An 8,650-nucleotide genomic window follows, 5' to 3' on the forward strand; every position below is an offset into this window, starting at 1 on the left:
CCGCCCAATTTGAGAACCGTAGTTCGTCTCCGGGTCGTCATCTCGGCATGGATTACCAAGAACACAGGGGGACTTGAAGAGCGCCATCCATGGCACTGGATTCCGGCAATCCATGCCGGAATGACGGGTATGTAAAACTATGGCTTTCTAATTGGTCGCGGTTTAATTCCTAAAATGGAAGAATAGAATCAGCAAACCTATAGACAAAAGATAAGTGACTTAAAACCCAAAGATAAAATGATAAAACCCTGAATATATAACAAGCTATTTAACCCAGTAACTCACCTTTTTCCGAATCCGTTAACAACCTAGAACGCGTTAAAAAGCGCATTCCTTCGGGCGCTTCCAACGAAAAACCACTGCCTCTACCCGGAACGGCATCAATCATTAAATGCGTGTGCTGCCAATATTCAAACTGGGCTGCGCTCATATAAAAACCACAGCCTTCGATTTCACCTAATTTCACATCAGATGCGCCAACCTTAAAGTCATCAATCGGATAACACATAGGCGCGCTACCATCGCAGCAACCGCCTGATTGATGAAATAACAAATCACAGTTATGTAACTGTTTTAGCTTAGCGATTAACTCGGCGGCTATCGGTGTGCATGATACTCGGCTACTATTCATAGCTCTAAAAAAAGCCAAGCGCTTTAGGACTGTAGCTGACTAATAGGTTCTTAGTTTGTTGGTAATGGTCTAACATCATTTTATGGGTTTCTCGGCCTATGCCGGATTGTTTATAACCACCAAATGCGGCGTGAGCCGGGTACAAATGATAACAATTCGTCCAGACCCGACCGGCTTGAATGTCGCGTCCCATGCGATAAGCCGTATTGGTATCGCGACTCCATACCCCTGCCCCTAGTCCATACAAAATATCATTGGCAATAGCTAACGCATCAGCTTGGTCGATAAATGGCGTAACCGAAACGACCGGGCCAAAAATCTCTTCTTGAAAAATTCGCATCCGGTTATGACCTGCAAACACTGTGGGTTCTACATAATAACCACCGGCTAATTCGCCTTCTAACTCACACCGTTTGCCACCAGTTAATACTTGGGCGCCTTCTTGCTGACCAATATCAATGTAAGCCAGAATTTTTTCTAACTGGTCGTTAGACGCTTGTGCACCAATCATCGTGTCGGTATCGAGAGGATGACCACGACGAATACCATTAACTCTAGCCACACCGCGCGCTAAGAAATCGTCATAAATGGCGGCCTGAATTAAAGCACGGGATGGACAGGTACATACTTCGCCTTGATTTAGCGCAAACATAGCAAATCCTTCTAACGCCTTATCAGCAAAATCGTCGTCCTTTGCAAACACATCGGCAAAGAAAATATTCGGTGATTTACCGCCTAACTCTAATGTCATTGGGATTAAATTTTCCGACGCATATTGCATAATTAAACGGCCTGTCGTGGTCTCGCCCGTAAACGCAATCTTAGCAATACGCCGATTACTCGCTAACGGTTTGCCGGCCTCTACACCAAAACCGTTCACGACATTTAACACGCCAGGCGGCAATAAATCGCCTATCAGTTCTAATAACACCATAATGCTGGCAGGTGTTTGCTCGGCAGGTTTTAATACGACGCAGTTACCTGCGGCTAATGCTGGTGCAAGTTTCCAAGCAGCCATTAAGATAGGAAAATTCCACGGAATAATTTGACCAACCACGCCTAAGGGTTCATGAAAATGATACGCCACTGTCGTATCATCGATTTCGCTTAGGCTGCCTTCTTGCGCTCGAATACACGCCGCAAAATAGCGAAAATGGTCTGCAGCCAACGGAATATCTGCGGCTAGCGTTTCACGAATCGGTTTGCCGTTATCCCAGGTTTCAGCAACCGCTAACAGCTCCAAATTAGCGTCAATGCGCTCTGCTATTTTTAATAAAATATTGGCACGTTCAGCCGGTGCGGTTTTCGCCCAGCCAGTTTTAGCGGCATGAGCAGCATCTAAAGCCAATTCAATATCTTCCGCCGATGACCGCGCAATCTCGCAAAACACCTGGCCTGTGACAGGCGTTAAATTATCAAAGTACAGCCCTTTTACCGGCTTTACCCAAGCACCGCCAATATAATTGTCATAACGCGGTTTAAACTGAACTTTACTATCGGGTTGATTAGGATTGGAATAACGCATAAAAAACTCTCGGAATTTAAAGATTAGCCATTGTAGTGTTTGGTAAATTAAGCCCCTGCCTTTTACGCTGATGTTTAGAAAAGTTCAACTTAATTTTTAGCTCGCTTATATGGTTGCGAGTCGCTTACCCAACTTAAACATAGGGTTGAACCTGATATTGCATCCCAGCTGACCAGGTAGGCGATGGGATACCGAACCTGGCTGTCCAGATGAATGGATAGGGATAGCTTTCACGTTGTCGGCGACTGAAAAATAGTCATACAGCTCTTGCAAGGCTTTGCACACGGCAGACACATGGATTTCATACGAGGTATCCGCATCACTGGTTATGTTAATGAGCAGATGACGTTATAATGAAGCTTTTGACGGCTACCAACATAAGGCGGGACAGGGTATTCACAGTACAGGTGTTGGCAGCATGGATGCTGCCGCCAAGCCTACAGGGACGTATTCACGGCGTCCTGCACTGTGAATACCCTGTCCCTGCTAAAGTGAGTAGTCCTTTTAACCTTTAACTTAAATGATGACAACAACCCCAGACATTACGATTATTGGCGGCGGTGTGATAGGCATGTTAACGGCAAGAGCGTTTAACAACGCGGGTGTCACCGTCAGCATTATCGATAAAAGCCAACTAGGCCAAGAATCGTCATGGGCAGGCGGTGGTATTTTGCTACCGTTATATCCTTGGCGCCAAGCCGATGCCATATCGTATTTAGCAGCGCACAGCTTAACTTTATACCCAACACTGGCTGAGCAATTACTCAGTAACACCGGAATTGACCCCGAACTCACCCGCTCAGGCATGTTAATTACCGATAACCCTGACGCCGATAAGGCATTAGCTTGGTGTCAACAATATAACATTAACCATCAAGCTGCCGCTTTAGCACAGTTAAAACAACTACATCGATTGTGCATACAGCCGTTATGGCTACCTGAGATTTGCCATATTCGCAATCCAAGATTAGTCAAAGCGTTAAGACAAGATTTATGCAACAGAAAAATTGCTATTGAAGAACATACTGAAGTCACTGGTGTACGTGTCGCTGACAACCGAATTAGCGCAATTAAAACCAATCACGGAGAGCGCACGGTCGGTGAAGTGATTATCGCGTCCGGTGCGTGGACCGGGACACTGTTACAACAATTATTGCATGGCTTAAGCATAAACTCGCTGGCTATCGCGCCGGTACGAGGACAAATGCTGTTATATGATACTGAACCGGGCCTATTAACTAGCATGGTGCTAGCGGGTGACAGTTATCTTATTCCACGACGTGACGGTAAGATATTGGTAGGTAGCACCGTTGAGCATGTCGGTTTTGACAAAACAACGACAGAACAGGCTAAAACAACGTTGAATGAATTTGCCTTAAGTGTGTTTCCGACATTAGAACGCTATCCATTGATTAAGCAATGGGCAGGACTTAGACCTGGTACGCAACAAGGCATCCCTTATATCACTAGACATCCTGAACTCACCAATCTCAGCATTAATGCCGGACATTTTCGCAACGGCTTGATTTTAGGTCCGGCATCAGCCGAGCTTATGACCGATATTGTCTTAGCCAATACACCGCACATTAATCCTGAACCTTACCACATCACGAGTCCGCATTAAGGTATGAACCTCTATCCTCTTTTACGACCTGTATTATTTTCGCTATCGCCAGAAACCGCGCACACAGTGAGTTTAAAGCTATTAGACGCCAGTTATCGCTTAAAGATAACTCCTTGGCTTTATCCCACACTTGCGGATGACCCTGTTAATGTCATGGGCTTGACCTTTAAAAATAGGGTTGGCTTAGCGGCTGGCCTAGATAAAAATGGCGATTACATAGATGCGTTAGCCGCTTTAGGCTTTGGTTTTATCGAAATTGGCACGGTAACGCCTAGACCACAACCCGGCAACCCTAAACCTCGCTTATTCCGCTTACCTGAATATCAAGCCATTATTAACCGCATGGGGTTTAATAACTTAGGTTTAACTCACTTGTTAAATCAAGTGCAAGACAGCCATTACCAGGGCATTTTAGGCATTAATATAGGCAAAAATTTTGATACGCCTATTGACCAAGCGGTTAATGACTATGTGCATGGTTTAACGCACGCCTATCCTTATGCCAGCTATATTGCGATTAACATTTCATCGCCTAATACCCAAAACTTACGCCAATTACAACAACGCGATGAATTACAAGGGTTATTAGCCACGCTTAAACAAACCCAACACAATTTAGAACACCAACACCAGCGCTATGTCCCCCTCGCAGTGAAAATAGCACCTGATTTAAGCGATGAACAACTCCATGAAATCGCCACCATGCTGCTAGAACATGGCATCGATGGCGTTATTGCTACCAATACTACGCTGGATAGAAGCGCTATTGCCGCTCATCCATTAGCCGCAGAAACCGGTGGCTTAAGCGGAGCACCGTTAAAACCGCAAGCCACGCATGTAATTCGCGTTTTACATGATTGCTTACAAGACCGCTTGCCGATTATTGCCGTAGGAGGTATTACAAGCCCACAGGATGCTCAAGAGAAAATAGATGCCGGTGCTAGCTTAGTGCAAGTTTATAGTGGCTTGATATACCAAGGACCAGAACTCGCACGCACACTGATACAACATTTCAACCGTCAACACCGATAAGTCTTATCAAGTATAAAGACCTGACAGGCGTTGAGCGTGTCTAGGTCTTTAACGGCATTAACGATTACTCCCCCGCTACCGACATTTGTTCAAGCAAAATAGACCCACTACGGATATTGCCGCGATAATCCACATCATTACCGACCGCAATAATATGTTTGTACATATCTTTTAAATTACCTGCGATTGTAATTTCATGAACGGGATAGGCAATCTTGCCCTGCTCTATCCAAAAACCCGCAGCTCCTCGGGAATAATCGCCCGTCACTAAATTAACCTCCTTGCCCCATTAATTCAGTCACCCATAAGCCGGTATCCATTTTTGACAGCAACCCGGCTAAATCCTCGTTACCCGTAGTAATACTTAGGTTATGCACGCCACCGGCATTACCTGTGCTTTTCATACCTAATCGACGCGCCGAATAACTGCCTAAGACATAGCCTAACAATACGCCATTCTCAACAATATGACGCGTTTGTGTAGCAACCCCTTCGCTATCGTAAGCAGCGCTACCTAAACCACCCGGCAAATACGGTTGTTCTGAAATAGTAACGAACTCTGGAAAAATAGTCTGGCCTAGCGCATCGAGTAAAAAACTCGATTTTCGATATAAATTGCCACCGCTAATCGCGCTAATCAGTGAAGCCAATAAACCACCTGCAATTTCAGCGCTGAATAACACCGGACATTGTCGAGTGCTAATAGTGCGTGCACCCACACGCCGTATCGTCCGCTCACCGGCTTTACGTCCCACCGCCTCTGCGGCTTGTAAACGTTCAGGATGTCGTGCCACGCTATACCAATAATCTCGTTGCATACTATCACCACGTTGCGCAATGACTGAGCAACTTAACGAATGCCGTGTAGCGGCATAGCCTTGTAAAAATCCTAAGCTATTGCCTAACACCCTAATCCCCTGGTGTGTATTTAACGTTGCGCCTTCAGAATTACTAATATCCGTGTGGTAAGTCCGCGCCGCCTGCTCACAAGATAAAGCTAATTCAATCGCCGCATCTGCCTCGATAGACCAAGGTTGATAGAGCTGCAAATCGGGAAAGCATGTCTGTAAACTGTCAGGTTCTGGCAATCCCGCATAATCATCGGTACTGGTATAACGTGCAATCGAACAAGCGGCGGTTACTGTTTCTTTTATCGACTCAGGCGATAAATCCGTCGTGCTCGCCGAGCCTTTGCGCTGACCAAAATAAACCGTAATCCCTAAACCTTGATCGCAATGATGCTCTATCGTTTCGACTTCACCTAAACGCACGCTCACTGACAAGCCTGTTTCCTGACTTAAGCCCGCTTCCGCAGCGCTCGCCCCTTGTTGACGGGCTTCATCTAATAATGATTGCACGATTGTTTCTAACTGATTGATTTGTTGTTGCATTTGCACTCGTCGTTCTCTTTTATAAAATTAGGTTGAAACAGCTTTATCGCTCGCCTATTCGGTTTCGCCACCACTAAGAATGGAGTACAAAGCTTGCTTTGTGCGGAGTTTAAACCAGAACAAAGCAAGCTTTGCACTCCGAAAACGGATACTAAAATGCTAGGCATGTCGTAGTGCGTGGCAACAGGCTATAAAGCTACTATATCCGCTTTTTTGAGTTTACAAAGATAAATAAAAGCCTGCATCGTTAATCGTTTTGCGCATTTGTGCCACGAAACATTATTACTCTGTAAACTGCATGGCAGAAAACGAGGTTTTTTCGTCATTGTGCCCATAGTCAAGCCGCGTAAAATCCACTAACACCACAATACGTCAATCTATCTTTTGATATATTCATTCGCCATATCAAGCTGGGTAAAATCCATTAATAGCGCAACACCTAACATTACAAATACTAGCGACTTAGTCGACAGTAGGAGAAGCAGATGAATAGCACAGGATTAGAAGCATACTCGTCAACAAAGCATCACCCGCTAGAGCTCCCTGCTCGCACCGTGGGTATCATAATTTATCCAGGTGTAGAAATTATAGACTTTACCGGCCCCATGGAAGTCTTTTCTTTTGCTAATACCGAAGCCATGCGAGCAGGATTATACCGACACTCACCTTATGTTATCGAGGTATTGGCGACGACGCCAGGTACTATCATGACCTCCTGTGGTTTGCAAGTCATCGCGACCCGTTCTTATTTAGATTATGAAAGCGGTATCGATACATTAATCATCGCAGGCACGACCAATGTCGATTGTTTGCTTGCTGACCCTGCCCTACAAACCTGGTTAAAACACATTGCGAGTCGCGTTCGACGTTTAATCTCAGTATGCACCGGTGCATTTTTACTCGCTGAGTGTGGTTTATTAGATGGTTTAAGCGCAACAACCCACTGGGCTTTTTGTGAGCGCTTAGCCGAAACCTACCCCAAAATCAACGTAGAACCCGACCGTATTTTTATCAAAGCCGGAACAATAGCGACATCGGGCGGGATTACTTCTGGTATCGATTTAGCACTCGCCTTGTTAGAAGAAGACTTAGGTAGCGAACTAGCGTTACTGGTTGCTCGATATTTAGTTATGTTCTTAAAACGCCCTGGCGGACAATCGCAGTTTAGCGCGTATTTAGTCAGCGAAGCGGTAAGACCTGAATTAAAAGAGCTACAAGCCTGGATACTCATCCATTTAACTGAAGATTTACGCGTAGAACAACTGGCTGAGCGTATGTGTATGAGTCCTCGTCATTTTGCGCGTTACTTTTTACAAGAAACCGGCTTAACACCGGCAAAATTTGTTGAATTAGCGCGTATCGATGCCGCCCGTCATTATTTATTAAGCAGCCAATTACCGATTGAAACCGTCGCAGATAAAACCGGTTTTAATGACCCTGAACGTATGCGTCGGGCTTTTATTCGCAAGCTAGGTGTTAATCCTAAAGATTACCGAGAGCGATTTGGTAAAAATACTTATACTATTGAAACTGTGAGTTAATCAAACACGCAGTGCCATATATCCACAAGCCGTACTAATAACAATAAAAATCATCATTTTGGCCTCAAGGAGTAACGACTATGCGCATCTTACTAATTTCCAGTGCCTTTTCCGGCTTAACCCAACGTTTTTATACCGAGCTCGAAGATGCCGGTTACACAGTTTCAGTGACACTGCATTTAGGTGACATGCAGGCGTTACGCAACGCGGTAGATGTTTTTCACCCAAACCTAATCTTTTGTCCGTATTTAACCAAGCGTTTGCCTGTTGATATTTATGAAAATTATCTTTGCTTAATTGTCCATCCAGGCATAAAAGGCGACCGTGGCCCCTCGTCACTCGATTGGGCTATACAAAGTAACGTGAGTCAGTGGGGTGTAAGCTTGCTAGCGGCTGCCGAAGAAATGGATGCTGGCGATATATGGAGCCATAAAACCTTTCCTATGCGAACCTGTACTAAAAGCAATTTGTTTTACCATGAGGTCACCCAAGCGGCCGTCGCTTGCTTATGGGAGGCATTAAGCTTTTTCTCAGCGCCGAGTTTTCGCCCTGAGGTACAAGACTATAGCCGCCCTGATTATCAAGGACAGACTTTACCGATGATGTGTCAGGCAGAGCGTGCATTGGACTGGAAACAACACAGCACTGCTGAAATATTACGACGCATCCATGCTGCTGATGGCGTACCAGGCGTACTTGATAACATCGCGGGTAAATCCGTCTATTTATTTAATGCTCATGCCGAGCCTAATCTTCGCGGTAAACCCGGTACTCTTATTGCACAATGCGAGCAAGCCATTTGTATGGCAACCCGCGATGGTGCGATTTGGTTGGGTCACTTACAAGAAAAACTGGCTAACGGCAGTAAAGGCATAAATACCGGCAACCCGAGTATTAGACGGCGCG

Annotated in this window: 5 protein-coding genes and 2 pseudogenes; 4 read left to right on the forward strand and 3 right to left on the reverse strand. The window is 45.3% G+C overall.

The window, feature by feature from the left end; genetic code table 11:
* Positions 1 to 268: 268 nt before the first annotated feature.
* Both VZ94_RS16145 and adh read right to left on the reverse strand, forming a co-directional pair.
* Positions 269 to 649, reverse strand: a complete 381-nt coding sequence (locus VZ94_RS16145) for a DUF779 domain-containing protein (RefSeq protein WP_204369180.1) — start codon at positions 647 to 649, stop codon at positions 269 to 271.
* Complete coding sequence (gene adh, locus VZ94_RS16150) at positions 636 to 2,156, reverse strand: aldehyde dehydrogenase (protein ID WP_045780014.1); 1,521 nt, start codon at positions 2,154 to 2,156, stop codon at positions 636 to 638. The genes VZ94_RS16145 and adh overlap by 14 nt, the downstream gene beginning before the upstream one ends.
* Positions 2,157 to 2,676: 520 nt before the next feature.
* On the opposite strand from adh, the gene thiO reads away from it, so the two are divergent.
* Positions 2,677 to 3,780, forward strand: coding sequence for a glycine oxidase ThiO (gene thiO / locus VZ94_RS16155; RefSeq protein WP_338040465.1), 1,104 nt, complete (start codon positions 2,677 to 2,679; stop codon positions 3,778 to 3,780).
* 3 nt (positions 3,781 to 3,783) lie between these two features.
* Positions 3,784 to 4,812, forward strand: coding sequence for a quinone-dependent dihydroorotate dehydrogenase (locus tag VZ94_RS16160; protein WP_045780015.1), 1,029 nt, complete (start codon positions 3,784 to 3,786; stop codon positions 4,810 to 4,812).
* A gap of 64 nt (positions 4,813 to 4,876) precedes the next feature.
* On the opposite strand, the pseudogene pmbA reads toward VZ94_RS16160, so the two are convergent.
* Positions 4,877 to 6,209: pseudogene (gene pmbA / locus VZ94_RS16165) on the reverse strand (metalloprotease PmbA).
* A 479-nt stretch (positions 6,210 to 6,688) separates the two neighbouring features.
* On the opposite strand from pmbA, the gene VZ94_RS16170 reads away from it, so the two are divergent.
* Together VZ94_RS16170 and VZ94_RS16175 are read left to right on the forward strand one after the other, a co-directional pair.
* A complete protein-coding gene (locus tag VZ94_RS16170; protein ID WP_045780016.1) occupies positions 6,689 to 7,744 on the forward strand; it encodes a GlxA family transcriptional regulator in 1,056 nt (351 codons plus the stop codon).
* 80 nt (positions 7,745 to 7,824) lie between these two features.
* Positions 7,825 to 8,650, forward strand: a pseudogene (locus VZ94_RS16175) (hydrogenase maturation protein); the annotation flags it as partial.

Source organism: Methylocucumis oryzae (assembly GCF_000963695.1).
Taxonomy (GTDB): Bacteria; Pseudomonadota; Gammaproteobacteria; order Methylococcales; family Methylomonadaceae; genus Methylovulum; species Methylovulum oryzae.

Excerpts from the sequence above, each read along its gene's own strand:
- VZ94_RS16160 (WP_045780015.1), top strand. The coding sequence starts at position 3,784 with ATGAACCTCTATCCTCTTTTACGACCTGTATTATTTTCGCTATCGCCA.
- VZ94_RS16170 (WP_045780016.1), top strand. The coding sequence starts at position 6,689 with ATGAATAGCACAGGATTAGAAGCATACTCGTCAACAAAGCATCACCCG.
- thiO (WP_338040465.1), top strand. The coding sequence starts at position 2,677 with ATGATGACAACAACCCCAGACATTACGATTATTGGCGGCGGTGTGATA.
- adh (WP_045780014.1), bottom strand. The coding sequence starts at position 2,156 with ATGCGTTATTCCAATCCTAATCAACCCGATAGTAAAGTTCAGTTTAAA.